21 protein-coding genes and 1 tRNA gene are annotated in these 25,635 nt (G+C 58.3%); 9 read left to right on the top strand and 13 right to left on the bottom strand.

The features are described from left to right. Positions 1-4: 4 nt before the first annotated feature. Both ACSQ13_RS18795 and ACSQ13_RS18790 read left to right on the top strand, forming a co-directional pair. Positions 5-463 carry a hypothetical protein gene (locus tag ACSQ13_RS18795; protein ID WP_435988132.1) on the top strand — a complete coding sequence of 153 codons (459 nt, stop codon included), beginning with the start codon at positions 5-7 and terminating at the stop codon, positions 461-463. Beyond that, positions 460-1,704 (top strand): phenylacetate--CoA ligase family protein, encoded by a 1,245-nt coding sequence (locus tag ACSQ13_RS18790; protein WP_295512691.1) that lies wholly within the window; start codon positions 460-462, stop codon positions 1,702-1,704. Before ACSQ13_RS18795 ends, ACSQ13_RS18790 begins: the two co-directional genes overlap by 4 nt. A gap of 65 nt (positions 1,705-1,769) precedes the next feature. Here the strand turns inward: ACSQ13_RS18790 and ACSQ13_RS18785 are convergent, their stop codons facing one another. The 4 genes from ACSQ13_RS18785 to ACSQ13_RS18770 all read right to left on the bottom strand — a co-directional run bounded on the left by ACSQ13_RS18785 (position 1,770) and on the right by ACSQ13_RS18770 (position 6,476). Then, entirely contained in the window at positions 1,770-3,029 is a 1,260-nt protein-coding gene (locus ACSQ13_RS18785) for a hypothetical protein (protein ID WP_295512690.1), read from the bottom strand. A 439-nt stretch (positions 3,030-3,468) separates the two neighbouring features. Then, positions 3,469-3,545: transfer RNA gene (locus tag ACSQ13_RS18780), tRNA-Met, on the bottom strand. Between the two features lie 198 nt (positions 3,546-3,743). Further along, the gene (locus ACSQ13_RS18775) at positions 3,744-4,847 is read right to left on the bottom strand and encodes a mandelate racemase/muconate lactonizing enzyme family protein (protein WP_295508382.1); all 1,104 of its coding nucleotides are present in this window, start codon (positions 4,845-4,847) and stop codon (positions 3,744-3,746) included. A 12-nt stretch (positions 4,848-4,859) separates the two neighbouring features. Beyond that, complete coding sequence (locus ACSQ13_RS18770) at positions 4,860-6,476, bottom strand: GMC family oxidoreductase (protein ID WP_435988131.1); 1,617 nt, start codon at positions 6,474-6,476, stop codon at positions 4,860-4,862. A 236-nt stretch (positions 6,477-6,712) separates the two neighbouring features. Between ACSQ13_RS18770 and ACSQ13_RS18765 the strand changes: the two genes are divergently transcribed. From ACSQ13_RS18765 to ACSQ13_RS18745, 5 genes are read left to right on the top strand one after another with little or no spacing between them, the layout of a single operon-like run. Further along, entirely contained in the window at positions 6,713-8,161 is a 1,449-nt protein-coding gene (locus ACSQ13_RS18765; RefSeq protein ID WP_295508377.1) for an amidase, read from the top strand. Positions 8,162-8,207: 46 nt separating this feature from the next. Beyond that, positions 8,208-9,263 carry an ABC transporter ATP-binding protein gene (locus tag ACSQ13_RS18760; RefSeq protein WP_295508375.1) on the top strand — a complete coding sequence of 352 codons (1,056 nt, stop codon included), beginning with the start codon at positions 8,208-8,210 and terminating at the stop codon, positions 9,261-9,263. After that, positions 9,260-10,162, top strand: a complete 903-nt coding sequence (locus tag ACSQ13_RS18755; protein WP_176251259.1) for an ABC transporter permease — start codon at positions 9,260-9,262, stop codon at positions 10,160-10,162. Before ACSQ13_RS18760 ends, ACSQ13_RS18755 begins: the two co-directional genes overlap by 4 nt. Then, entirely contained in the window at positions 10,155-10,961 is an 807-nt protein-coding gene (locus ACSQ13_RS18750; protein WP_217902997.1) for an ABC transporter permease, read from the top strand. Before ACSQ13_RS18755 ends, ACSQ13_RS18750 begins: the two co-directional genes overlap by 8 nt. Positions 10,962-10,990: 29 nt before the next feature. Beyond that, positions 10,991-12,016: an extracellular solute-binding protein gene (locus ACSQ13_RS18745; protein ID WP_176251257.1), complete on the top strand. Its 1,026-nt coding sequence runs from the start codon at positions 10,991-10,993 to the stop codon at positions 12,014-12,016. A gap of 66 nt (positions 12,017-12,082) precedes the next feature. Here ACSQ13_RS18745 and ACSQ13_RS18740 read toward each other — a convergent pair whose 3' ends face one another. The 7 genes from ACSQ13_RS18740 to hemP form a co-directional block, all read right to left on the bottom strand. Continuing rightward, positions 12,083-13,156 carry a DUF1513 domain-containing protein gene (locus ACSQ13_RS18740; RefSeq protein ID WP_295508366.1) on the bottom strand — a complete coding sequence of 358 codons (1,074 nt, stop codon included), beginning with the start codon at positions 13,154-13,156 and terminating at the stop codon, positions 12,083-12,085. A gap of 1 nt (position 13,157) precedes the next feature. Continuing rightward, a complete protein-coding gene (locus tag ACSQ13_RS18735; protein WP_295508363.1) occupies positions 13,158-14,174 on the bottom strand; it encodes an imelysin family protein in 1,017 nt (338 codons plus the stop codon). Next, positions 14,171-15,673, bottom strand: coding sequence for a di-heme oxidoredictase family protein (locus tag ACSQ13_RS18730; protein WP_295508398.1), 1,503 nt, complete (start codon positions 15,671-15,673; stop codon positions 14,171-14,173). Before ACSQ13_RS18730 ends, ACSQ13_RS18735 begins: the two co-directional genes overlap by 4 nt. 172 nt (positions 15,674-15,845) lie before the next feature. Further along, positions 15,846-16,850, bottom strand: a complete 1,005-nt coding sequence (locus ACSQ13_RS18725) for a hypothetical protein (protein ID WP_295508361.1) — start codon at positions 16,848-16,850, stop codon at positions 15,846-15,848. 46 nt (positions 16,851-16,896) lie between these two features. After that, on the bottom strand, positions 16,897-18,159 hold the full coding sequence (locus ACSQ13_RS18720; RefSeq protein ID WP_295508357.1) for an imelysin family protein: 1,263 nt from the start codon (positions 18,157-18,159) through the stop codon (positions 16,897-16,899). Positions 18,160-18,171: 12 nt separating this feature from the next. Continuing rightward, positions 18,172-18,642, bottom strand: a complete 471-nt coding sequence (locus ACSQ13_RS18715; protein WP_295508354.1) for a hypothetical protein — start codon at positions 18,640-18,642, stop codon at positions 18,172-18,174. Next, the gene (gene hemP, locus ACSQ13_RS18710; RefSeq protein WP_176251251.1) at positions 18,639-18,803 is read right to left on the bottom strand and encodes a hemin uptake protein HemP; all 165 of its coding nucleotides are present in this window, start codon (positions 18,801-18,803) and stop codon (positions 18,639-18,641) included. Before hemP ends, ACSQ13_RS18715 begins: the two co-directional genes overlap by 4 nt. 532 nt (positions 18,804-19,335) lie before the next feature. Between hemP and ACSQ13_RS18705 the strand changes: the two genes are divergently transcribed. Both ACSQ13_RS18705 and ACSQ13_RS18700 read left to right on the top strand, forming a co-directional pair. Beyond that, positions 19,336-19,581: a YdcH family protein gene (locus tag ACSQ13_RS18705; RefSeq protein WP_176251250.1), complete on the top strand. Its 246-nt coding sequence runs from the start codon at positions 19,336-19,338 to the stop codon at positions 19,579-19,581. Between the two features lie 342 nt (positions 19,582-19,923). Beyond that, positions 19,924-22,356, top strand: a complete 2,433-nt coding sequence (locus ACSQ13_RS18700; RefSeq protein ID WP_295508349.1) for a mechanosensitive ion channel domain-containing protein — start codon at positions 19,924-19,926, stop codon at positions 22,354-22,356. A 73-nt stretch (positions 22,357-22,429) separates the two neighbouring features. On the opposite strand, the gene ACSQ13_RS18695 is transcribed toward ACSQ13_RS18700, so the two are convergent. Both ACSQ13_RS18695 and ACSQ13_RS18690 read right to left on the bottom strand, forming a co-directional pair. Next, entirely contained in the window at positions 22,430-23,974 is a 1,545-nt protein-coding gene (locus ACSQ13_RS18695) for an acetolactate synthase large subunit (RefSeq protein WP_435988259.1), read from the bottom strand. A 40-nt stretch (positions 23,975-24,014) separates the two neighbouring features. Continuing rightward, on the bottom strand, positions 24,015-25,583 hold the full coding sequence (locus tag ACSQ13_RS18690; protein WP_295508343.1) for a class I adenylate-forming enzyme family protein: 1,569 nt from the start codon (positions 25,581-25,583) through the stop codon (positions 24,015-24,017). Positions 25,584-25,635: the final 52 nt, after the last annotated feature.

The following is a 25,635-nucleotide window of genomic DNA, read 5'->3' as shown; positions in this document are numbered from 1 at the left end:
TTCAATGATGTTGCCGAAGGTTTTGGTCCCCATTCGATCTTCGAATGGGGACTTTTATATACTGGAGGCTGCGCCGTCAGATCTGGATTGGCCTGAACTGCGTGCGCTGTGGCAAGTCACAGGGGTCGCGCGTCCGCTGTGCTTTGCACCACCGGAAGACAAGATCGACCTGTTCTTTTCCTACGCGTGCCAGGAAGCAGGCGTACCGATATCCTTGGGAACGGTCTTCAACCCAGGTTGGACAGATATGTTTTTCAAGACCATCGCGCATGACTGCCTGGTGTTGTCTTCGAAACTGGTCCCTTATCTTGCCGAGGGTCGTATGTTCAAAGACCACCTTGGGCAATTGAAGCAGGTCGTCATCGTGGGCGATATAGCTCAGGATGTTGAACACTCTGTGATCAAATTGGTTGCAAGCGGAAACTGCCACAGACTTTCTCATCCAAAACACGACCTGATATGATGACCTGGATCGCCGCGCTTCAGGCCATTGTTACCTTTGCTTACGAGACTGCGCATTCCGAGTGGTACAGGCAGGTCTGTGCCGACCATGGCATCATGGAATGCCCCAAGATCAGCTCTCTTGAAGACTTTGAGATGTTGCCCGTGTTGGATCGCGCTACGCTCAACCGATTTGCCCCATTTAAGCGCCTTTCATCTGAAGTCACGCTTGTTGACGATATTCGCTCCACAAGCGGTACGTCTGGGCAAGCTCCTCTTTTTTATTTGCGTACAACGACTTACCGCCACATGGCGCAACAATTGGTGCAAGCAGGTGCACGCCGCAAGATTTACCTTTGGGGTTATCAGCATGTTATCACCCATGTGGAAAATGACCGGCTGGCAGGCCTGCAGACTGTCATCTGCGACCCCCAACAATTGATGCATCATCTCCCGCTGGTCGCGGCCATGAAGGCTGACACGCTGGCAGGAACACCCTCACTCCTACTGCTCTTCGGCCAAATGCTGGATCGCCTTGAGGATCGCCTGCAAATTCGGTTTCTGGAACTCACCGGCGAGCCTGCCCGCGCACAAACCTTGCAAGCCCTAAAGCAGGTGTTTCCTTTGGCCAAGGTCTTTCATCACTATGCCATGGGCGAAATGGGCCAGGAAACTGGCACGCGCGGTCCCAATTGTGAGTGTCAGAATTCAGGGTATTTCCACCTCAATCCAACTGGCATCTACGTTGAAAACCAGGACGGAGAGTTACTGGTCACCCAGCTCAATGTTCCAACAGCCTTTCCGCTCATACGCTACAAAACAGGGGACCGCGTGGACTGGCTTGGACCGGATCGTTGCAGCTGCGGGCATGACGGGATTTCCTTTGAACTTTCAGGGCGCGCCAATGTTGATTTTGTGCGCATCGCCGGGGTTGAGCTACGCTATGAGGAGATATCCGCCATCGTCGCTACATTTGGGGATACCTTTGCGCCCTATACAGCGGTCGAAGTGCGCGAGCATATCTCAGGCGGAAAGCAACAGGTCTCTCTGAATGTGATTGTGGTGCCAAGAAATCAGCGTGATAATTCTGCCTATCTGCAACAGCAGCTGTCAGAAGCTCTGTTTCAAAAGCTCCGTCTATCGGCCACGACACGGCTTTGCGACATGGTGAAGGCCGGGTACTTTACCCGACCAAGGATCACGTTGTTGCCTGAGGTGCCGGTCGCAACCAAATCGCCGGGCATTCGGTTTGTTGAACAGTAGAGTGCGTTCGGTTAAATCGCATTCAAAATACTGAATCGCCCCGAGTTTGCTGGAGGGGTTTGTGTTCAAATGTTACGCAGCTTTTTGGTCCTGCCCTTTACGATATCCGACAGTTTCGATTTCAGGCTCGCGGACATCATTACATCCGCCGCAGCATTCCCGGCCAGCCTTTCAAGCTCCTGAATTGCCTCGTCTGATTTCCCAAGGCGCTCCGAGGCCGCCATGACATGCCCCACCGCCGCGTCGATGTCGAGCGGGCTTGGGTCGTAGCCCCGACCAGACAATAGATGACCAATGGCATGGAGCCCAACCTGTCCAGCGAAAGCCGGGTCTTTGATTGCAAAATCGCGCGCAGCCCGAATGAGCGTTGCAGGTGCAGCATCCGGTTGTGCCGCACAGTCGAGGGCCAGATCGAGATACTTTGCCGTCTTGGCCGCAGCGAACCACTTCCCTTTCTGGCCTTGTGTCGCGATCAGGTCTTCGAGGATCCTGCGTGCATCAATATCAGGATAGCGTTTCACCAGGTCGCGCCACATCGCGAGATAGGTATTGCCCGAAGCGCTGGGAGGACCAAACCGACAGTAAGCCTCGTCGGAGCGTCCATGTCGCACCAAAATACCTTCGCAGAACCGCGCAATCTCCTGCCGTCCCCAGCCATTGCGCTCATTCGTCAAAAGCGTCTCCGCATAGATCAAGGCATCGTCTTCCCGCCCCTGACGACGTAGAGCCTCTGCCCCAAATTTTTCATCAAACCAAAGATGGGTCTTTTTCACAACAAGAAGGGCCAACAACTCGTCGTACCGCCCGGCTTCAAGCAGACAGGAGAGGGTCAGGGTTGCCGTGGGCACATGCCCGTATTGGGTATGATCGGACCACACATTGTGGATGAGATTGAGATCGCGATCGGCATGTTCGTTCATCAAGACAGGATAGGCGGCGATTTTGCCGAACTGATCGGCAATCGGCGCCAAATAGTCGACGCCATCGTCAAGGATCGCCTCACGAAGCTGCTCGAGCCATTTCGTCCGGGTCCTTTCGTCTGCCGGCGCAGCAATCAAGACGGGGATCACCTCGTCGAGGGTTCGCCGCACAGCCGTCCCAAGGGCGCCCGAGGACGTGTCGATATGCTCGAAGGCGGGCCAGATGCGCTGGGCGAGCGCGATGACTCCCTCAGCGGACGTCAAAGGATCGACGCGTGCAACGGCTCGGATCTCGGAGCTTGCCAGTTTTAGCCGCTCGATGGCCTTGGATGATGACTTCCAGTTGTATGCGCCTGCGCGCATGGTTGACTTGAACGCCCATTTATGTGTCGCTTTTGCCATCATCTACAGCTTCCTGGCCAAGCGTGCCAGCTCCTCTAAGCTTAATCCCTGCCAGGCGCGTGCTTCACGGAACTGACGACCATACCCTGCAGGGATATTGCTCTCAGCTTGATTGGGCATCTTCGAGACCTTGTCTTTTCTCGTAAACGGTAGAGGCTAAACGGGCTGTGCTCAAGGCTATTTGCCTTTGACGGTAAGATATCAGCTCAGACGCCCCTCTTATCGAATAAGCTAAACGCATCAAATGCGACCCAATGATTAAACGGCACGGGTCAATGCTGGCGAATGCGAGCCGCTACCTGCCAATGCGGATGATTATGAGTGACTACGTCTTTTCAGGGGGTGCGACTCGGCAAACGTTGACATGGCGTTGACATGAAACGAACGCACAAAGCCCGACTGATTAAGTCGGGTTCTAAGCGTTTGATTTATTGCTATATTTTGGTTGCGGGAGTAGGATTTGAACCTACGACCTTCAGGTTATGAGCCTGACGAGCTACCGGACTGCTCCATCCCGCAGGGGTGTGCTACCCCTGTTGAGCGCGGGCTGCAAGGCGGTTTTGTCCGATTTTTTCAAAATTGTTACATTAATTTGCAAAACCGTTTTTTCATCGGCTTTTGTGGCGGTCTGTCGCCGGTTGCTCTCTGATTTTATTGGCTAAATCTTGAGGGTTTCAAGAAAAGGCCACAGGCTGAACCGAGACGACAGACGCAGCGCTATTCCAGCGTGCTGATCTGATAGGCCGAGCGGGCCAGCCAATCGGGCGAGATTTCAACACCCCAGCCCGGTGCATCGGTCACGCGGGCTTGGCCGTTCTCGATTCCATAAGGGCTTTGGACAAACAGATCGTACTGCCACGGATAATAATCCGGCCCCTCGATAGAAAACTCCAGATATTTGCCGGCATTCGGGATCGCGCGCAGCAGGTGCATCGTGAACAGCGTAACCAGTGACCAGTTCGCGCAATGCGGGGTGACGGGCAAGCCGGCAGCGGCGGCCATTTTGGCAACCCGCAATGTGCGGCTGATCCCGCCCAGATACAGAATATCGGGCTGCACGATATCGACGGCCCGCATATCGATCATCCGTTTCCATGTTGGCAGGTCGCAATCCTGCTCTCCTCCGGTCACGTCGATATCAAGGGCATCGGTGACTTGCTTGGTTTGCTCCAACTCCCAATAGGGGCAAGGTTCCTCGAAATGGGTGAAACCGTTGTCTTGCAGCATGTGCCCGACTTCGATCGCGCGGTCAGGCGAATAGCAGCTGTTCGCGTCGATCAGCAGATCAACATCATCGCCCAGCGCGCGGCGCATTGTCGGGATGATCTCTTCGGTGCGGCCGGGCCATTCGTCCTTGTCGCGGCCGACTTCGGCACCGGCACGGACCTTGAAGGCGTCGAACCCTTGGGTGTCGCGCAGATGTATCAGGCGGGCGGCTTCGTCCTTGGGGGTGATGTCGCGCTTCATCGAGGACGCATAGGCGCGGATCAAACCCGGTGTGCCGCCGAGCAATTCGGCCACGGATTTACCCTGCTGTTTGCCGCGCATGTCCCAGATTGCCGTATCCACCCCGGCCATTGCGCGGCGCAAGTACGAGCCGGGAAACTTGTGTTCACGCTCGGCCACGATATCCAGCAGGTCATCCAGATCGGTTGTGTCTTTGTCCAGTACATGCGGTGCGACCTGCCGGTGCAAAATCTGGCAGGTGATATCGGAATGATAGCTCGACACCTGCCCCCAGCCTTGCGATCCGTCCTCGGCTGTGACGCGCACAAAGCCGACATCGGGGGTGGTGAAAGTCTCGATCGATTTCAGCTTCATCTGTTGTCCTTTTCAGCGCTTTGCATCGGCCAGAATAATGTCGGATGCCTTTTCACCGACCATGATGGCCGGTGCATTGGTGTTGCCCGTGGGAATGGTTGGAAAGACCGACGCATCGGCAACACGTAATCCCTGAATGCCGTGCACCTTAAGGTGCACGTCAACGACCGAGGCGGCAGGATCACTGCCCATGCGGCAGGTCGAACATTGGTGAAAGACGGTCCACGCTTTTTGACGGTTATACGCGACGATATCATCATCGCTGACAATATCCGGCCCGGGGTACAGTTCGCTTTCGATGACCGCCCGCATGGCGGCGGTGCCCGCGATCTGGCGCATCAGTTTTGTACCGGCCAGCATCATCGCGCGGTCATGGTCAGTGTCCAGATAGTTCGGCTGCATTTCGGGGGCCTCCATCGGGTCGGGCGACCGGATTTGCAAATGCCCGACGCTGGTCGGCTTGCACGGATTGAACCCCATCAAAAAGCCCGCGAATGGGTCGGGGTTCATCAAGGGGCGTACGCCGACAGGCGCACGCGTATAGCTGACAGGCGAAAAATAAAGCTGCAAATCCGGCCCTTTTGACGCCTCGGAGACACGCACAAACCCGCCCCCCTGATTGAGGCTCAATGACAGCGGACCCTTGCGCAACATCGCATAATGCAGGGCCGCTTTGATCTTGCCCAACAGCGGGCGCAGTTCCTGGTTCAAGCTGGGCACGCGCGAGACATAAAGGTTATCGCTGCCCAGATGGTCTTGGAGGTTGCGCCCGACCTGGGATGCGTCCGACACCACATCTATGCCGTGCTGTTGCAACACGCCCCCCGGCCCGATGCCTGACAATTGCAGCAGTTGTGGCGAATTGATCGCGCCGCCGCACAAGATCACTTCGGCCCGTGCCTCGACCTTATGGGTGTGACCGCCCTGCCGGTATTCGACCCCCGTCGCCCGCGTCCCATCCAGCAAGACCCGCGTGACATGGGCCTTTGTGCGGACCTCAAGATTGGGGCGTTTTCTGGCCGGCTTCAAATAGCTGCGCGACGCAGAGGCGCGATAGCCGCCTTTGGTTGTAATCTGATAGCAACAGGCCCCTTCCATGTGGGGGCCGTTATAGTCGCGGTTGGTCGGGATATCCGCCTGTGCGGCCCCTTCAAGATAGGTGCGCGTCAGCGGGTGCACCTCGTCTGTGACGTCATGCACGGCCAAGGGGCCACCGACCCCGCGCGCATTGCTTTGCGGGCCGTCCCAGTTTTCCATGCGGCGGAATACGGGTTCAATGTCGTCCCAGCCCCACCCGGGGGCCACCGCGTTCCATTCGGCATAATCCTGTGGATGCCCGCGCACATAGACCATCGCGTTGATCGAACTTGATCCGCCCAAGACCTTGCCGCGCGGCCAATAGGACCGCTGGCCGTTCAGGCCCGGAACCGGCTCTGTCGTGTATTTCCAATTGACCCGTTTGTCGTAATAGACCTTGCCGTACCCGATGGGCATCTGGACCCAGGGGTTCATATCCGATCCGCCAGCCTCAAGCAGCAGAACGCTGAACTGGCCACTGCTGGTCAGCCTGTTGGCCAGAACAGATCCAGCCGACCCTGCACCGACGATTACATAGTCAAAGTGGTCCAAATCAGGTCTCCGAAGGTCAGTGTCGTGATCGTTGTGCCGCAGGTTTGCATTCATCACGATTCTCTCAAAGGCTGCAATAGCGCAGCCCGCCACGGGCAGAAACGAGGGCCGCCCCCGTATCAGGCGACATCCGAAAACGCGTATTGCCTTCTTGTGGCATCATCCTAAGGTAGCCTTAGTGATACAGCGATGGCTGTGACCATCTGCTGAACCGGCCCGCAAAGGATGTGCAGCACATGGATACCTATGATCAAGACGACGCAACATTTCTGGCGCAGCAAGTCGCATCCGGTGCCGCATCCCCCGATGAACTGCTCGACGATGCATTGGCACGGGTTGCCGCGTTTAATCCGCAACTGAATGCGGTTGTGTTGTTGCAAGAAGAAACAGCACGCCAGGCGATCAAGGCGGGTTTGCCCGACGGCCCCTTCAAAGGTGTGCCGTTCTTGATGAAAGACCTCGGGGCCGAGGCGAAGGATTTCCCTTCGCATAGCGGGTCCAACCTGCTCAAAGACACACACTATACCTATGACAGCGCGATTTACGACCGGATGCGCAGCACGGGCGTTGTCACCTTCGGGCGCACCACATCCCCCGAAGGCGGGATCGGCCCGGTCACAGAATCCAGCGTTTACGGCGGGCCGACGCGCAATCCCTGGAACCTGTCACATACCTCTGGCGGGTCATCCGGCGGGTCGGGCGCTGCGGTGGCAGCGGGCATCGTGCCGATGGCCCACGGGTCCGATGGTGGCGGGTCGGTGCGCATCCCTGCGTCAAGCTGCGGCTTGTTCGGTTTCAAGGCCACGCGCGCCCGTTTTCCTGACGGTCCTGCTGCGGGCGAAGGCTGGGGCGGCATGGCCATCGACGGCTTTTTGTCCCGATCGGTGCGCGACAATGCCACGATGATGGATGCCTGCGCGGGCCCCGATGCCGGTGCCCCCTATGCCGCCCCCGCGATGGAGACGTCCTATAGCCAAGCCATAATCCGCCCGCCGCGCCGTCTGCGCATCGCGCTGTGTGACACAACATTTACCGGCGGTGCCATTGATCCGGCCTGCAAGGAAGCCGTGCTGAAAACTGCGCGGATACTCGAAGGTTTGGGCCATCACGTGACCCCCGGCTGCCCCCAGGCCGACCACGAAGGGATGATGCACGCCTGGACCAAGATCGTCGCCTGCGGCACAGCGCTTTGGATCGAAAACACCCTCAAGGCCAAAGGGCGCGACCTGCGTCAGGGCGATGTTCAGGGCGTGGCGCGCAGTGCTTTGGCCTATGCATCCAAAATTTCCGGTGCCGCCTATCTGGGGGCGGTCAATAAAATCCACGCCTATGGCCGCCAGATGGCAGCCGCATTCGACGACGTTGATATCATCCTGTCCGCAACCCTGGCCGAACCCCCTGCCCTTGTTGGCCGCTTCACCCACGACCGCGATGATTACGAGAACTACCGCGTGGGTAAGGGCGGCGTTTTCGAATATTCACCGTTCTGTGCGGCGTTCAACGCCAGCGGCCAACCCGCGGCAACCGTGCCCCTGCACTGGACAGATGAAGGCCTGCCCGTTGGCGTTCATCTGGCGGCACCTTTCGGCGATGACGCGACGCTGATCGCGCTTTGCGCAGAACTTGAGCAAGCAGCCCCATGGGAACATCAAAGGCCAAAGATGCTTGCGGATTTCCTTGCTTAGTGCCGGGGCCCAACGCAAACTGAAAGCCGCAGCAGGGGAAATAGACGTGAACACAGATATCGCAATCGATGCGCGCAACGTCGGAAAAATCTATGGGGCGGGGGCCAGCGCAGTTACGGCGCTTGGCGATGTGTCGATCAGCATCGAAAAGGGTGAATTCTTTACCCTGCTCGGGCCATCGGGCTGCGGCAAGACCACCTTGCTGCGCTGTATCGCAGGGTTCGAGACGCCCACAAGCGGTTCCATCCATCTGTCTGGCACAGACATTACCTATGACCCGCCCTATCAGCGTCCGGTCAATACCGTTTTCCAATCCTATGCCTTGTTTCCCCATTTGACGGTCGCGCAGAATGTCGGGTTCGGCCTGAAAATGCGCGGCGCGTCGGCGGCTGATGTGGCCAAGGCGGTCGACCGCGTGCTTGCGCTGGTCAAGCTAGAGGATTTCGCAAACCGTTTGCCGCAACAACTGTCCGGCGGGCAACAGCAACGGGTGGCGCTGGCCCGCGCCTTGGCCCCTGAACCACAGGTGCTTTTGCTGGATGAACCGCTGTCGGCGCTGGATCTGAAGCTGCGCAAGGAAATGCAAAGCGAACTGAAGCGGCTGCAATCCGAAACCGGCATTACCTTTGTTTTCGTCACCCACGACCAGGAAGAAGCGTTAACCATGTCCGACCGGATCGGCGTCATGTCGGCAGGCGCGCTTTTGCAGGTCGGCACCCCGCACGATATCTATGACCGCCCCGTAAACCGTTTCGTCGCGGATTTCATCGGCGAGACCAATTTTCTGGATGCCACCGTCGAGGGCAATCAGGTGCGGATCGGCACCGGCGATCTGCTGGCCGTGCCATTGCAGGGCGAAACAGGTGCGGTGACCTTGGCGATCCGGCCGGAACAGGTCAGTATGACAACGACCCAAACCGGCATCAGCGGCAAAATCACCGAAGCGATCTATATGGGCACCGACACCCACTATACGATCACATTGAAAGACGGCAGCCCGCTGGTCGCGCGCATTCAATCAAAGTCATCCGGTGCCTTTGACGTGGGTGATACGGTCGGCATCGCCATCGACGCGCAAGCCGTGCAGGTGCTGAAATCATGAGCCGCCGCAAAACCCGCCGCAGCAAAGGGCTTGATGGCTGGCTTTTGTCCGCGCCTGCGCTGATCCTGCTGGTGCTGGCGGCAAGCGGGCCGCTGTTGATCGTCGCGCTGTATTCCTTTTTGGAAAAGGGCGATTATTCCGGCGTTCGCTGGATCTTGTCCGGCGAAGGCTGGTTCCGCGTCTTGTTTGAACGCGACATCTTTGACCAGACGGTCAGCCTTGCCGATGCGAACCTGTCGATCTTCTGGAGGTCGGTGAAACTGTCCATCGCCACAACAATTATCACCTTTGGCTTTGGCCTGCCCACGGCGTGGTTTATCGCCACCCGCCCCGCAAAATCGCGCGCGTTCTGGCTGTTTCTGATCACCATTCCGTTCTGGACAAACCTGCTGATCCGCACCTTTGCGATCATGGAGGTGATCCGAAACCAAGGTATCCTCAACACCTTCCTCATGCACTTTAACCTGATCTCGGAACCGATCCAGATTCTGTACACCGATACGGCGGTGCTGATCGGCATGACCTATGTGTATTTGCCCCTGATGGTTCTGCCCCTATACGCTGCCATCGACCGGTTCGATTTCCGCCTGATCGAGGCGGGCTATGATCTTTATGCCTCGCGGTGGCAGGTGTTGCGCGGGGTGATCCTGCCCATCATCAAACCGGGTATCATTGCCGGCTCCATTCTGGTGTTCATTCCCAGCCTTGGTGCCTATGTCACGCCCCGCGTGTTGGGGGGCGGCAAGAACATGATGATCGGCAACTTTATCGAATTGCAATTTGGCCAGGGTCAAAACTGGCCTTTGGGGGCGGCGCTTTCGACAGTGTTGCTGCTGGTCGTACTGGTGTCGCTGATCATCTACACGCGGGCCTCGTCACGGGATGATAGCAATGGCTAAACCACGCGTTTTTGATGTCACCACCCTGCCCGGCTTTACGTTTATCGCGATCCTTGCGTTCGTTCTGCTTTATGCGCCGATCATAACGCTGGTGATCTATTCGTTTAACGGCGGGGATTCCGTCAACCAATGGGGCGGCTTTTCGCTGGAATGGTACGCCGTTGCCGCCAAAAACGAAGCGGTGCAGGACGCGACCGCCCGGTCCCTGATCATCGCGGTCTGGGCTTCCGTTATCTCGACCACCGTGGCGACGATGGCGGCATTGGGCACCACAAGGCGGGGCAAGTTCACGGGGCAAACGATGATCTATGTCATCATCAACCAACCGCTGATGGTGCCCGAAATCGTGACGGCGGTTGCGCTGCTGATCTTCTTTTCCTCGGTCAAGGTTGCGACGGGCTACACCGGGTTGGGCTATCTGATCTTGGCCCATTCGGCCTTTTGTATTCCCTTTGCCTATCTGCCGATCAAGGCCCGGCTCGAGGGGATGGACACGGCGATGGAAACCGCTGCCGCCGATCTTTATGCGACACCCTGGCAGACCTTCCGATATGTCACGCTGCCGCTCTTGCTGCCGGGGGTCATCGCGGGCGCAATGCTGGCGTTTATCATCTCGCTTGATAACGTCATCATCACCGAATTTGTAAAATCCGCAGGGCAAGATACACTGCCGACCTATATGCTGGGCCAATTGCGCCGTGCGCTGACACCAGAGGTGAACGCGATATCAACCGCGCTGCTGGCCCTGACTGTCCTGATCCTGACTGTCTTTGTTTTCGTAACCAAAAAGCGGGACTAACCCGTAAATTTTCAACAATGGAGAGCTATATGAAGACCCTTCTATTTGCGACCACGGCCCTTATCGGCAGTACCATCGGTGCCTTTGCCGAAGGTGAGTTGAACCTGTTCAACTGGGGCAACTACACCAGCCCCGAAATGATCGAAAAGTTCACCGCGCAAACCGGCATCGCTGTCACGATCACCGATTATGACAGCAACACAACCGCCCTCACCAAGGTCGAGGCGGGTGGTTCCGGTTTCGATCTGGTGGTGCCATCGGCGAACTACATTCCGGTCTATGTCCGCAAAGGCCTGATCGCCGAACTGGACCATTCCAAGATCCCCAACATCGGCAACATTGCCGCCGAATGGAAAGACGTGCCATGGGATCCGGGCCGCACACATTCCGTGCCATGGCAGTGGGGTTCCGTTGGCATCGCGGTGAACACAACCGTCTATGGCGGCGACGTGAACACATCCGAACTGTTCATGGACCCGCCCGAGGAACTGGTCGGCAAGATCAACGTCGTGCCCGAGATGACCGACGTGATCAACATGGCGATCTTCAACCTGGGCGGCGAAGCCTGCACCGAAGACCTTGAGCTGCTGAAAAAGGTCCGCGACAAGATGATGGCCGCCAAACCAAAATGGCTGTCGATGGATTATGGCACCACAGACAAGCTGTCTTCGGGTGACTATGCGGCGTCGGTGAACTGGAACGGCTCCACCATGCGGGCACGGATCAACAACCCCGACATCGTCTATGGCTACCCCAAGGAAGGCTATCCATTGTTCATGGATTCGGTTGCCCTGCTGTCGGATGCCAAGAACGTGGACGAGGCATATCAGTTCATCAACTTTATCCTTGAGCCCGAAAACGCCGCGATGATTTCCAGCTTTGCACGCTATGCAAACGGGGTTGCCGGGTCAGAGGAGTTCATGCCCGAAGACATGAAAACCGCGCCGGAAATCGTCACCCCTGCGGAATTCGCAGCGGGCGGTAAGTTCCTGCCGACATGCCCACAATCCGCAGTCGATCTGTACACCGCGATCTGGACCGAACTGCTGAAGTAAACACCCTTTGGCGGGGCTGCACATGGCCCCGCCATTTTTCTGCGCCGACCGGTTTTCAACCGCCGGTCACACCTCGACCAGATGATTGTCCCACCGCAGCGCATCCGAATGCGCAAGGACCGGACCCTGGCCCGCAAGACTGCCGATGTCGCCAGTGCCCGACGTTATCGCGAACCCGCGATCCCGGGCTGCGACACCGCAAACATCCTGCATCCCGTACACCTGATCCAGCACCAGCCGTTCCGCATCATACAGATGCAAAACACCGCCGCGGGGTGATGTCACGGCGATGACCTTGCCGTTGCGGGAATAGGCGATGCTGCCGATATAGCCATCCAGCCTGCGGGCCTGATCCTCGGCGAGGTGAATAAGGTCAATCGCCTGACCCTGCCGGTGCAGCCCGACAAGCGCTGCGGCCTCACCTTCGCCTTGCCATTGCATCCCGAATGCCACCTGCCCGTCTGGCCCGATGGCCAAATGCCGGATCGAGTTTTTGTGCATCTCGGCTGGCAGCTTTGCGACCTCGATGATTGCGCCCTGATCCAGATAGGTCAGGTTGGGCTGCATCGTGGCGATGTTCAGTTTCACGCGCCCTGAATCGGGATGGGTGTCGATCCCGCCATTCGCAACGACCAGAATATCCGATCCGGGCAGCCGCTTGATATCATGCGGCCCAACCCCGCCGCTGTCGACTTCGCCGGCGCGGGTATAGCCTTTGTTGACGTCCCAAACGCCAATGCGTCCACGCCCGAGTTCGAAATCATTCTCGGTTGTGAACAGCCAGTCGCCGTCTTGGGAAAACGCCCCATGCCCATAAAAATGCCGCCCTTGCGGGGAATGAAGCTCTGCCTTGACCGCGCCTGACGCGCAGTCAATCACAATCGCAAAGGTGCCCGGCCGCCGCGCGAATGCAACGGCTTGGGGGCGGGTCGGATGGGCTGCGGCGGCATGGCCCCGCGCGGGCAGTGGAATTTCAAAGATAATATCCAGCGCCGCGCCGATCCCGCACAGGGCAAATGACCCGTCAGGCTTTGCCGCTGCGGCCAGATAGGCCGGGCCGCCCGCATCCGCCCAAGTGGGTTTCGGGACCAGACCTGCTGCCAGCAAGCCCCCTAAAAACCGCCGCCGGTTGGCTTGCATATCAATCTCCGTCCAACGCGTTAAAGCCTGCTGCCACACCCAATGTCGGCCCCAGTTCCTGACGGGCGATATCGCGGATGGCATCAACAGATTGCTGCACGACTTCGACCTTCAACCGCGACTGTGGCGCGGCTACCCCTGCAAACACCGGATCGTCCAGAGCTTCAATCTGCGACAGCGCCGTATCGAACGCCTGTTCGGACCGTGCCACCAGATCGGCATTGCCCCCCGCCAAAAGTACCATCAGGTTTTCAAGCGTCTCGAGGCTGAGCGCGACATGGCGCGCAGACCGGCCCGAGCGCCAGACTTCGGCACGGTTCGGGCGCGGCCTGTCAAAACTGCCCAAGGGCCGCCCCAAGCGCGTATCCGAGGTGAATTCCAATCCGGTCGTCAACGCTTTGAACAGTTCTTGCAAGACTTCCTCTTGCGAGCGGTATGTGCCGGTTGGGCCGGGGTTCAGCAAGCGGGCCGCGTAATCGCCCTGCCAATCGGTCAGGATTGCAGCGCTTGTCACGGCGATATCTGCGGCGGCGGCTTGCACCAATGCGCAGTGATAGGCAGGGTCGCCAGCCGCGCCAAGCACGTCATCATAAAGCAGAAATTCCAGCGCATAAAACCCGCGCGCAGCAATCGACACTTTGGCGAATTCCTGTGCCGTGGCGATCACCGGATCCTGCTCTGCGATCAGGGTGCTTAACGTGCGGGGGGTGACACCGCGACTGTCCGGCCAGAACGCCAAGGCAAAGGCGCGGTCGTTCACCTCTGTCGGGCCAAAGCGCAAGTGGCTGACAGAAACCCACGCGTCAAACGCATCGCCATAGGCCGCCCGCAAGGGTTCAGACGCTGGCGTGCAATCGGCCGTGGCCGCCTGGGCCAACTGGTCCGAGGTGTCCGCCAAGGTTTCAAACCGGGGCAGGATATGCGTGTCGATCACCTTGGCCGCCACCGGATCGCTCGATTGTGCAGCCGCCACAAAAGGTGCTGCGACAACCAATGCGGTCAATAGAATGCGTTTCATAAGCTCTCCAGATAGGCGATAAGGGCGTCACGATCTTTGGTTGGCATCTCGATCACAGTATCACGTTGGGCTTGCGCCTCGCCACCATGCCACAGCACGGCCTCAAGAATGGATCGCGCGCGCCCGTCATGCAGGAAATAGCTGTGTCCGCTGACCTGTTGCGTCAGGCCGATGCCCCACAATGGGGGGGTGCGCCATTCGCTGCCCGATGCGCGGGCCTCGGGGCGGTTGTCGGCAAGACCAGGGCCCATATCATGCAGCAACATATCGGTAAACGGCCAGATCAGTTGAAAGCTTTGCTCTGGCTGGTCTGCCAGTCGGTGGGTCACAAAGCTGGGTGTGTGGCAGGCCGTGCAGCCTGTTTCATAGAACAGTCTCTTGCCCCGCAAGACCTGAGGGTCATCCGCCCCGCGCCGCGCTGGAACGCCCAGATTGCGGCTGTAGAAAGCCACCAGATCCAGCCCTTCGGCGTCGATCTCGTACACACGGTCATCACTGTCGCCGTGAATGGCATCTTGGCAAACGCTTTGCGCCGCTGTGCATTCCCCTGCCCCCGCCACGTGCAAGGGCGATGAAATGCCTATGTCGCCGGAAAACGCCGCAGCCGATTGTTCCAGAATGGTGGCGGCCCCGGCCTTGAGCCCGAAACGGCCCAACATCGGCTGGGTGTGCACCGACGACATCACCACATTGGGGCGACCGGAAATGCCGTCGCCGTCCAGATCATCGGGATCAGCGCCCGCAAGGATATCCTGCGCGGGGATCGCCTCGAGCAGACCAAGGCCGATCATCTGCGGCGCGACACGCGGGCTGAACATCGCGTCGGGGTGCAACGGGCCATAGCCCAGATGATCGGCCGAATATGTCGGCGCACGCAGGGTGACGACCATGCCGTCCGCCAATGTCACGGGCAGTTCGTGATAGGTGATGCCAAGGCTGTATTCCGCCTTGTGCCCCTGCACGGCAAAGTCTTGCAACTGCGAGCCATAGGTCGGGTCAGGCAGGGTCGCGAAATACCCTTGGATATCAGCCATCGCGTCATTGGGGGTGCCGGGGATCGACACGCGCAGAAAAATAGAAATCGCGTTGTCCTGCGCGTTTTCGGGGGGATGTCCGCGCCCGTCTTTCAAATGGCAGCGCTGGCAGGACCGCGCATTGAACAATGGCCCCAGCCCGTCTGATGCCAATGTCGAGGACGGCGAGGACACCCAGAGCTTGCGGAACAATCCGTTGCCCATTTTAAAGGTCAGTTCGTCTTTGAAACTGATGTTGCCGGACGGTTGCGAGAAAGCATCCGCATCCCTGCGCGCGCGCACTGTGGCGGCACCGGCGGGTTTGTCTTCGAACCGCTGGGGGGCCGAGAAATCAGAGGTCAGGGCCGTCACTGCCGCGATGCGCGCGGTTTCTTGCGCGGTTCTGGGGATCACATTCAAATGCGGATCACCAAGGTTCCATGATTTTTCACCGGCAATGGCGGCAACCCCAAGAACCGCCGCCATGATCGCCCCACATCCAAGCATCATTGTTTTTTGAACTGACAAGTCGGGCATTTCTTTTTCACTGCTCTTGTTTCAAATGAGGATTGCCCGCCCATTCACCAGCCAGACGGGATCGACCTTGTCTGGCCCGATCTGACAGGTGGTTTTGGTGCAGGCAAACATCGACGCCTTATTAGAACGATACAACCGCGGCCAGACCCGCGGCTGTGGATTTGACCCCGCCCACGTCAAAACGCGCCAGGCCAAAGTTGATTTCGGCCCGTTCGGACAGCGCACGATCAACGCCAAGGGCGATCATGCTGTCGGTGCCGCTTTGAGTGTCAACCAGCGTCGCAGTCGACGAGAACGTCCAATCGCCCGTGCCATAGGCACCGCCCAAAGTCGCATAGGTCGCGTTTTGGTTCAGACCACCCGCACCGTTGAAATGCGCGACCTCGACGATACCGTCAAAGCCGTTGCCGAAATCATGGGCCAGCCCCCCGACAACGCCGGTTTCATCCGACACATCGCCAACCCCTGCCGACAATTGCCGCGCGCCGATCCATGCGGTGGTTTCGCCAAATTCCTGGCTGTACTGGATCGCAAAGTTGTTCAGCTTGCCGGTGTTTCCGACCCCGCCAGCGGCAACAGAATTACGGCCACGCTTGGACCCGATGCTGTCACTGAGAAAACTGTCATCGGCATAAAACACCGCAAAGGACAGCACGCCACCGGTGCTGGCCACGGGTGTATCAACGGTCAGGCCGATCATCTCGGCCAGTTCGTAATCACCAGCCAGCGATGTGCCATAAAAGCCCGTTGCCGCGTCCCACGCCACACCAAAGATCGGGCTCATCTTACCGGCCGAGACGACGGCCCCGCCCAGATCAAAGCGCAGCCCCAATTCGCTGACATATAGCCCCAAGTCACCGAACTGGCGGCTGGCGACCGGGTCAGAGACCGATTCAAACGTCAGCCCACCAAAGGCCTTGATGCGGTCGGTCAATGCCGCCTCGAACGCGGCCTCGATCAAGATATAGGCGTCTGTCAGTTCCGCGGTCGGGTCATCTGATGATAGCGTGCTGTCAACGCCGATCTCGATGCTGCCTTCCCATTCGAAACCGGAGTCTTGTGCGACTGCCGAAGTGCTTGCCAAAGCAACGCCGCAAAGCGTTGCCAAAACGAGTGTCGTTTTCATTGTTATTGTCCTGAGATTCTTGATTATTTTTGACTGACGGATGGAATTACTGGAAAACCGCGTTAGGGTCATCAAGGCTGTCCGACCCCTCGAACGCGATTTGATCAAGGCCAAGGGTCTTAACAACCCGTTCAATGGATCGGGTTTGATCAATCAGGCCGTTTACACCGCCCATGATCAGCGCCTCGCCGCCCTGATTGCCGCGCCCGAGCATCTGGTCATAAGAAAAACCAGTCTCGGCGGCGGTTTTGATCCGGCCAAGCGCCATCATTGTTGTGCTCAGCTTGCCCTGCATTTCAGCGTCAAGGGCGGCATCTGTTTCGGCGACCATGTCAGACAGGGACGGCCCCGTCACAAGCGTGCCATCGACGCGCACATATTCACCCAGATAGACGTTCTGAACGCCCATACCGTCGAAAAAATGGCTGTTGTGGGTGTTGTCGGAAAAGCAGTCATGCTCTTCTTCGGGGTCGTTCAGCATCAGACCAAGGCGCATCCGTTCGCCCGCTTGTTCGCCATAGGACAGCGACCCCATGCCGGTCAGCATGGCCGCCAGCCCAGCATCGGTATCGGCCAAAAGCGTGGTGCGCGCGGCACCGTCATTGGCCCATTGCGCGACCATATATTCCAGGTCGGATACCAGCAGATCAGTCGCCGCTTTCAGATATGCGCCCCGGCGGTCGCAGTTGCCGTTGGTGCAGTCATCACCCATAGCGTAATCTGTCCAGGGCCGGTTGCCCGCGCCGTGGTCATTGCCGTTCAAATCCTGCCCCCAGAGCATGAATTCAATCGCGTGGTATCCGGTTGCCACGTTGGATTCGACGCCGTCCGCCTCGTGCAGGGTGTCTGACAGCAATTCGGGCGTGATGTCGGTTGCATCAATTTCCGCGCCGGACAATGTGAATTTGGGGCTGGCAACCACGTTGAGAACCGCGAATTCATTCTCGTCCGATGCCCCGCCATAGGACGCATCGACATAATCGATCAGCCCCTCGTCCAGCGGCCATGCGTTCACCTTGCCCTCCCAATCGTCAACGATCGGATTGCCAAAGCGGTACACTTCGGTCTGTTGATAGGGAATGCGCGCCGCCAGCCAGGCCGCGCGGGCTGCGGTCAGGTTTTCGGCGGATGGTGCCTGAAGCAATGTATTGACGGCGGCTTGCAGGCGTTGCGCTGTAATCAGGCTGTCTTGGTAATTGGCGGCCGCGATGGAGACATAGGTGTTCAGCACATCCGTCTTTTCAACGGCCAGTGCCGGTGTGGCCAAGGCGACCGCGGCCAAAGCCGTCATCAGTTTCATCGTTTTCATGGGTCTGTCCCTTTAGTGTAATGTAGGTGTGCAAGGTGTCGGGGCCGGCGCGGGTGTCAGATGCATCCGCTTGAGCGCCAGTCCGAAATCGACAGCGCATGACAGGATGAGCGGGGCCACATCTGCCCGCACCAGCAATGTCGCAATCAACATGGCATCTTCGTGATCGCCATCCGCAGCCGATGCGATGAAGTTGGCAAAGCAGGATTCATCAGCCCCAAGGCATTTGCACTGGACCGAATGGCGCATCAGCGGTCTGCGCCCGTAACGGGTGCACAAGCTGCACAGTTGTTCGAACGACTGAAGCGCCTTGCGGCCCCGATCGGGCCCAAGTGCCGCTGACAGGTCATTCCAGACCTTGGCTTGCGCATCAGGCCCGTCTGACCAGAGCCTCAGGAAAATGACGGAAGCGGCTTCGATCTGATCCAGTTCGATCACAAAGCCGACTGGCGCACCGCCGCGATTATTTGCTGGCTGTGTCATTTCGTCAAAATCAACTTGCCAGCCCGCGTGATCCGCAGGGTATAGATTTGACCTTCCAGAACGATCTGCGCCAGCTCACCGCTCTGCGTCAGGTCACGGGCGTTATAGGTCGGCAAGGCAGGCGTATGCGGGACCTGCGGCGGCAATTGTCCGACGGTCATGCCAGCTGTGCCGCAATGAAGGCACAGCCTGAAACCGCCAAGATTTGAAAGCGGAACGCGGCATGACGTGATGCCAAACACTGTTCAACACGTTGGGCCAAGCCGGTGTTCCCGGCAGTTGGTGGCGTCTTGAATAGCATCTTGCGGACCTCGCGTAGTTTAACTTTGGCCAGACCGATTCAGTACCGGAATGACGTGACTGGCCCCATATCTGATTAAATCAGTCGGGTATGTCAACCCGACAAAATTAGTCGGGTATAATATTATTGGCCATTCAGGTGCCATGTCTATGATCGCATTGGTCAAAATTGATGCAGGTCAAAGTATCTGGCCTAAAACCATGGCATCCTTTCACTGGCAGAACAGGCATGTGGACGTTTGCGTTAATCCCCCAAAGACGTCGCAAAACGGGATTTGATCTTTGGATCATGGCCCTTGTTTCACTGTCTGGGCCTGCCGCCAGTTAACCCGTGTTCTGACCCTCACCTGGTGTCGGGCAGAGCACGCACAAACCTGAATTGAGAGATCGTAAATGTCGAATACGCCACATGAACTTGCTGCGGAATTTCCTGAATATGTCGCCAAGATGCAAGAACTCTGCCGCACCGATGCGCATTTCGAAAAGCTGCATGATGCATATCACGTGGCCAACCGGGCCGTACATGCCGCCGAAACAAATGTGAAACCAACATCGGATGAACATCTGTTGGAACTGCGCAAAGAACGGATGCTGCTTAAGGATCAAATCTTTGGCTACCTGTCTAAAGACAAGGCGTAACTGCACGGGGTGATCGCCACCCATTGCAAACCGCCGATAGCTGAAAAGCGGGCGTTTACCCAACGCCCGCTTTTTCATTGCGACCGTCCTGCAAGTGGCATCCGGCTGCACCGAACACCCCGCGTTTGCTGCCACCGTTTGCAGCGCGCGCCCGTGAATATTCACCCTGCCAAAATCGTCGATTGTGGATCAAAACGGGCTTTTTGCGTCGAAATCATTTGGTATCATGCAAATCAACTCACTTTTCTTTGGAACAAACACCCCCCATAAGACGTCAGTCCACTCGAGCGGGTAGGCAAGACGCCATCCGTCGGGCCCACAGTTGTTAAGAAAAGAGACCCCATGACGAACCTTTCCAAAGCTGATGCCACTTCGAGCATTATTCCGAAGCTTATCGGGGCGGTTCTTCTCCTTGGGCTATTTTTCCTCGCACCATTTGCCGCACAGGCGCAATCGCTGTATCCGGGCGTCAAATCCACCAAGGCCAGCGAGACCAGCACCGAAAGCCCCGCTGAGGCAGACAAGACGCCCCTAGCGACCCTGCTTGAGGTTCTCAAAGATGACACCGCCCGCGCCGCACTGATTGCCGATCTGGAAAAAACCGTGACACCGGACGCCACACCAGAGGCCCCTGTCACCCCGGAAGCCATCGTTGATGCGGCGGATGAAAATGGCATTTCCATCGGTCGGCAAATCGCGCTGATCACTCAGGAAGTGGGGCAAGAGACCGTCGGGACAGTCACTGCATTCTGGGCGTCTCTCAAGGGCGGCGGCGGTGTGTTTTCCGGCCTGAGCGGGGCCGAGCTTTCGGTGCTGCTTGAGGCGATCCCCGGGCTGTTGACGGTCATCGCGATCACCATCCTCTTTTTTGTCACTCTGCGCCGATTTGCCCGCCATCTATACGCAAGGATGGGGCGCAAGGCCGAAGATGTCGGGGTCTTGGGGTCGATCGGCCTGTTCATCGGGTCCAACCTGCTGGACGCCTTCATTGTGATTTTCGCATGGGCGGCGGGCTATCTGATCACCATTTTTGCTGTCGGCGATTTCGGGCAAATCGGCATCCGGCAATCCATGTATCTGAACGCATTCCTGCTGGTCGAACTGACCAAGGTCATCATCCGCGCCTTCCTGTCCCCCGTTGCCTCGGGTCTGCGGATTGTGCCGGTCAGCGATTTCGCAGCGCGGGTTTTGACGCGTTACCTCAGCATCGTTGTCAGCGTTCTGGGCTATGGCCAGCTGCTGATCGTGCCGATCATCAACCAAAGCGTCAACACAGCCGCCGGGTCCGGCGTGTCTGCGGTGCTGTCTGTCTTGGTGCTGTTGTATCTGGTCTATATCGTGCTGCGCCGCCGTGCTGACGTGACCCGTTGGCTGCAAGACGAGGCAGAGCCGCAATTGGCCGCAGACCCTGCCGAACAACCCGTCATCACAGACCACCGCAAGCAAGGCGCGATCATCCGCCTGTTGCGCGGGCTGGCCGGGATCTGGCACTGGATCGTTCTGGGGTATATCGCCGCGATGTTCATTGTGGTGATGACCCAGCCTGCGGACGTGACGCTGAACGCCCTTGTCGGGTCGGGGAAAATTCTGGCCGCGATCATTCTGGCCGCGCTGCTGTCGGGTTTGCTGGCCCGTGCGGTGCACCGCGGGATTTCGCTGCCCCAAGACATCAACGAAAAGCTGCCCTTGCTCGAACGCCGGATCAACACCTTCGTGCCGCGTGCATTCAGTTTGCTGCGCCTGGTGCTGTTGATCTGTGTGCTGATGTTCACGCTGGATGTCATCGGCATGATTGACCTGAAGGGCTGGCTCGAAAGCCAGATCGGGTTGGCGATGACAACCGCGCTGATCTCGGTCGGTGCGATCCTGACAGTCGCCTTTGCCATCTGGCTGGCGCTGACGTCTTTCGTTGATTACAAACTGAACCCCGAATACGGTGCTGTCCCCACATCCCGAGAGACGACATTGCTGACGCTGATGCGCAATGCCGCAACGATTGCGCTGGCGATCCTGACGCTGATGTTCGTGCTAAGCGAAATCGGTCTGGATATCGGGCCGCTGCTGGCATCCGCCGGGGTTTTGGGTCTGGCCATCGGTTTCGGTGCGCAAAAGATGGTGCAGGACATCATCACCGGCATCTTCATCCAGTTTGAAAACGTCATCAACGTGGGCGATGTGATCACCGTTGGCGGCACCACCGGCACCGTCGAAAAGCTGTCGGTGCGGTCGGTTTCCTTGCGTGATGTACAAGGCGCGTTCCACATGATCCCGTTTTCCACGGTGGATATGGTCAGCAACTACATGCGCGGTTTTGCCTATACGGTGACGGACATGGGCATCGCTTACCGCGAGAACGTCGAAGAGGCTAAGGACGCCATGTTCGAGGCCTTTGAGCGGATGACCGCAAACGAGCCCGAAGTCGCCGAGAACATCATGGGAGAGCTGGAATGGTTCGGCGTGCAATCCTTGGGCGACAGTGCCGTTGTTGTGCGCACGCGGATCAAGACAGAGCCCGGCAAACAATGGGGCATTGGCCGCAGTTTCAACGGCTACCTCAAGGCAGTGTTCGATGAACGCGGCATTGAAATCCCCTTCCCGCAGCAAACCATCTGGCTGGGCGAAAACAAGGACGGCAGCACGCAACCGTTCAAGATCGAAGGCCCCGAGAAACGAAAAACGCCATCCGCGAAAAAGCACGAGACAAAGCGGATCGAAAGCGATGATGTGCCTGACAGCGATGATGCGGATGATGCAGAGGGCGGCGCAGACCGCTAAGCCCGCGCGACAGAAAAAAGCCCCCCGCTTCCTATGGAGGCGGGGGGCTTTTTTGTTGCTTACATAAGCTCGCTTAAAGCACGGCTTCGATCAGATAGGGGCCTTTGGTCGCCAGCCCGGTTTCAATCGCCAGTTCCAGCGCCTCGCAATCCGTGACTTGGGTTGCCTCGACACCCATCGACTGGGCCATCTCGACGAATTTCAGCGTCGGGCGATCCAGCGACAGCATGTCCATCGCCTTGGGGCCTGCATTGCTGACACCGACATTGGTCAATTCCCCGCGCAGGATTTTGTAGACGCGGTTGGCGAAAATCACGATCGTCACATCCAGCTGTTCGCGCGCCATCGTCCACAATGCCTGAATGGTGTACATCGCGCTGCCATCCCCGACCAAGGCCAGTACCTTGCGATCAGGACACGCCACCGCAGCACCGATTGAAACGGGCAAGCCATAGCCGATGGACCCACCGCAGTTGTTCAACCAGGTATGTTTGGCGGCCCCTGCGGTGACGGGAAAGAACGCCCGCCCTGTGGTAATCGCCTCGTCCACGACAATGGCGTTTTCGGGGATCATGCGCCCCAGAACCTTGGCGATGCCATCGGGGTCAAGCGGGCCTGTCGGTTTATCCGGAACAACAGCGTCGGCGACATTGGCGGGTGCTGCATCCTGCGCACCGGCCCCGTCACACAGCGCAGCCAGCGCGGCGGTGATGTCTTGGGATGTTTTGCACAGATCGATGATTTCGGTGCCCGCTGCCGTCAGGATGGCGGGTTTTTCCGGATAGGCAAAGAACCCGATGGGCGCACGGGCACCGACCAGAACGATCCGCTTGTACGGCGCAAGCGCCTTGAGCGCCTGATCAATAGGGTACGGCACGCGGTTGATCACGACCCGCCCTGCCCCGCGCTCGAGCTTGGAATTGGCCCATTCGCACAGCAACGAACAGCCGGTTTTCGCCGCAATACGCCCCGCTGTTTCCAAGGTATGTTCGTCCAATGCCGCACCACCCAACAACAGCAAACTGTCGGGGCCGGATAGTGCCGCGATGGCGTTTTCCAGTGCCGTTTGGTCATAGGCGGGTCTGGGGGCTGCGGGGATCGGCTGTGCGACTTTGCCCCCCTCGTTCCACGCGGTGTCACTGGGCAGCATCAAGGTGGCTACCTGACCCGGTGCCACATTGGCGGCATGGACCGCCTTTGCCGCATCCGCACCGACATCGGTCGATGACAGCGACGTATGCACCCAATGGGAAACGGGGGCCGCGATCCCTTCGATGTCGGATGTCAGGGGCGCGTCCAGTTCAATGTGGCTGACCGCATGTTCGCCCACAATATTCACCACGCCGGACCCGGCCTTTTTCGCGTTGTGAAGGTTGGACAACCCGTTCGCCAAACCCGGCCCCAGATGCAGCAAGGTGCAGGCCGGTTTGCCCGCCAGACGGAAATACCCGTCAGCGGCACCGGTTGCGACCCCTTCCTGAAGCACAAGGATCGACCGCATGCCGGGCACATGGTCAAGGGCGGCAACGAAATGCATCTCGGACGTGCCCGGGTTGGTAAAACAGGTATCAAGCCCGCTATCGAGCAGGGTTTTCACAAGGCTTTCAGCGCCGTTCATCGGCGTATCATTTGGCGTAGTCACGGCATATTCCTTTGGATCAGGTTTTCGCATTTTCCCAAAACGGGATGCGGAGTTCTTTTTTCAGGATCTTCCCGATCGAACTGCGCGGCAAGGCTTCGCGGGCCTCTACCGCTGACAACCGCTGGCTTTTGCCCAGCTTGGCATTTGCATCGGCGCAGATCTGTTCGGCAGTGCGCAAGGCCCCGTCGCGCAACACCACCAGACCATAGGGCGTTTCACCCCATGCATCGGACGGCACCCCGATCACGGCAGCGTCGGTCACATCGGGGTCGGCCAGCAGCACCAGTTCAAGGTCATCGGCATAGATGTTCAACCCGCCCGAAATAATCATGTCTTTCTTGCGGTCCGACAGGATCAGAAACCCGTCCTCGTCAAAGCGGCCCATGTCACCGGACCGGAAAAACACCTGTCCCCCGGCATCGCGCCAGATGTAATCGGCGGTCAGATCATCGCGCCCGAAATACCCCGCCATCATGGTGGGCCCGCGGCCGCAGATCTCTCCGACCAGGCCTTGGGCGACTTCGTTCCCGGCCTCATCAATCAGGCGTATTTCGTTGCCGGGTGCCGGTTGCCCGACTGTGTGCAGTTTGTCCGGATGCTCGGCCGAATTCAGAACCGTGACACCGCCCCCTTCGGTCAGGCCGTAATATTCAAGCAGTTTGCCGGGGAACCGCGCCAGCACATCGGCCTTCACATCCGCGCGCAGCGGTGCAGAGGTCGAAAATTTGACCCGCATGGAGGACAGATCAAAGCTGTCGAAATCGGGGATTTCCATGATGCGTTTATACTGGACAGGCACCAGCATCGTGTGGGTGATTTTCTCGCGTTCAACGATCTCAAGATACCCGCGGGCGTCGAATTTCGGCATCAGATAAACGGTCGATCCGCCATAAAGCGTGGGCAGGAAAGATACGATTGTGGTGTTTGAATAGAGCGGCGTCGACAGCAGCGTGCGCGCGTTGTCATCATAGCCGTTGGGCGACACACGGTCCATCTGCGCGGCCCGCATCCAGTGATTGTGCAAGATGCCTTTTGGGGTGCCGGTGGTGCCGGACGAATAGATCAGGTTGAACGCATCCGACATGTCCAGCGGGATGTTCGGGTCGGTATCATCCGCCGCCTCGACCGCCGCGTCAAAAGCGTCGAACGCGGGATCGTCGAAATCAATCGCAAAGCGGGCGATATCCAGATCGGTCACGAACCCATGGACCAGATCAAGATATTGCTTTGCCACAAAAATCGCGCGGGCTCCGCAATCGGTCAGCATCTTTTCCAATGCCTCGGGCGATGCCATCGTCGACAGCGGCGTCACACAGGCCCCTGCCCGCAGGATACCCATGAACAGTTCCGCATAAGGGATCGAGTTTGGCGAGATGATCGCGATATTGTCGCCCTTTTTCACACCCATCGACAGGACAAGATTGGCAATCTTGTTGATCCGGGTGTTGAACGCGCCCCAGTTCACCTGCTGCCCCTCGCACACCAGCGCCAGTTTGTCGGGGTGGGCTTGGGCATTGGCGCGCACGACCTCGACAATCGTTTTGGTGGGCGTGATCGCGGGTGCGGGTGGGTTGATCGGTATCATCGCTTGTTCCTGATCTGGTTCCTATATCCCCCTGCGAAACATTGTTGCGCAG

This window comes from Sulfitobacter sp. SH22 (assembly GCF_965641905.1).
Taxonomy (GTDB): domain Bacteria; phylum Pseudomonadota; class Alphaproteobacteria; order Rhodobacterales; family Rhodobacteraceae; genus Sulfitobacter.
This window is presented reverse-complemented; position numbering and strand designations above follow the sequence as displayed.